1 protein-coding gene is annotated in these 1,125 nt (G+C 56.5%); it reads right to left on the minus strand.

What is annotated here, in order from left to right:
- Positions 1–23 precede the first annotated feature (23 nt).
- Positions 24–1,067: an IS630 family transposase gene (locus NFX52_RS30305; protein ID WP_012435376.1), complete on the minus strand. Its 1,044-nt coding sequence runs from the start codon at positions 1,065–1,067 to the stop codon at positions 24–26.
- Between the last annotated feature and the right edge of the window lie 58 nt (positions 1,068–1,125).

Below are 1,125 nucleotides of genomic sequence, written 5' to 3' on the forward strand. Positions count from 1 at the left end.
ATTATTGATCCGGCGGGAATTATTCATGAGGCCGCATAGGCGACATGCTTGTCGCCAAAGTACTTCCGGACCCGCTCTGGCGTGTTCTCCAACATCGTCATGTGTTCTGTCGCCGCCGCGCGCAGCTTGGCCTTGGTTCGCACCGGAACCTTGCTGCCAATCGCATGCTTCAAATCGGCATTGAGCCGCTCCTCTGGGTTGAGTTCGGGGCTATAGCTGGGCAGGTAGAACAACTCAATGTCCTCTTTGCGCTGGGCCGACCACTCCTTGACAGGCTTGCTGTGGTGCACCCTCAGGTTGTCCAGAATCAGGAATATCTTCTTGCCCTGTGACTCCTTGATCAAGGCCTGCATGAACTCGATCAGTTTGTCTGAATTGAACGCCTCGTCAATGATCATCCAGCGCGTTTTGCCCTGGTTTGTGACGGTGGCAATCATGGAGAGTTTTTGCCGTGTGCCACCCACTGCCCGCGTCACCGGCGTCTGGCCTGCTGGTGCATAACTTCTGCCACGCACATCTGTGTTGACCAAGGCCGTTTCATCACCCCAATGGATCTCTGCGCCTTCACGCTTGGCCCTGGCCTCGATGGCGGGGTATTCATCTTCGAGCCAGGCCTGGACGGCCTCAGGCCTCTGCTCGTAGGCTTTTTTGATCGGCTTTTGCGGCGTAAAACCCCAGCGCGCCAGATAGTCGCCCACCGCCCGCACGGATAGCTTGAGCCCCAGGTCGCGTTCGATGAGTTCGCGCACTGCGGGCCGACTCCAAAGGGCGAACTCCATCTTGATCTGCTCTGGGCGCTTGTCGATGATGGTCATTCGAATGACGCGCTCTTGCTCAGCGCTCAGGCTGCGTCCACTGCCCAGCTTCTTTCCCCTGGCGTTAGGCTTGAGTGCAGCCGCCCCGCCTTGCTCGAACAGGCGCAGTGCAGTGTTGACCCCAGACCAACTGAGCCCAGTTTGCTCAACGATCTGCATCACGCCAACACCTTTTCGATGCAAGCGGATGACCTGCTTGCGACGCTCATGCAGTACTTCCCGCGACTGCTTGCGTGCATCTTCTTTTTCCATGAACTTTGGAGTCATGAAATCAATACAAGTTCATGAATAAATCATGCCTGGTCTATAG

The organism is Acidovorax facilis (assembly GCF_023913775.1).
Lineage (GTDB): Bacteria > Pseudomonadota > Gammaproteobacteria > Burkholderiales > Burkholderiaceae_C > Acidovorax > Acidovorax facilis.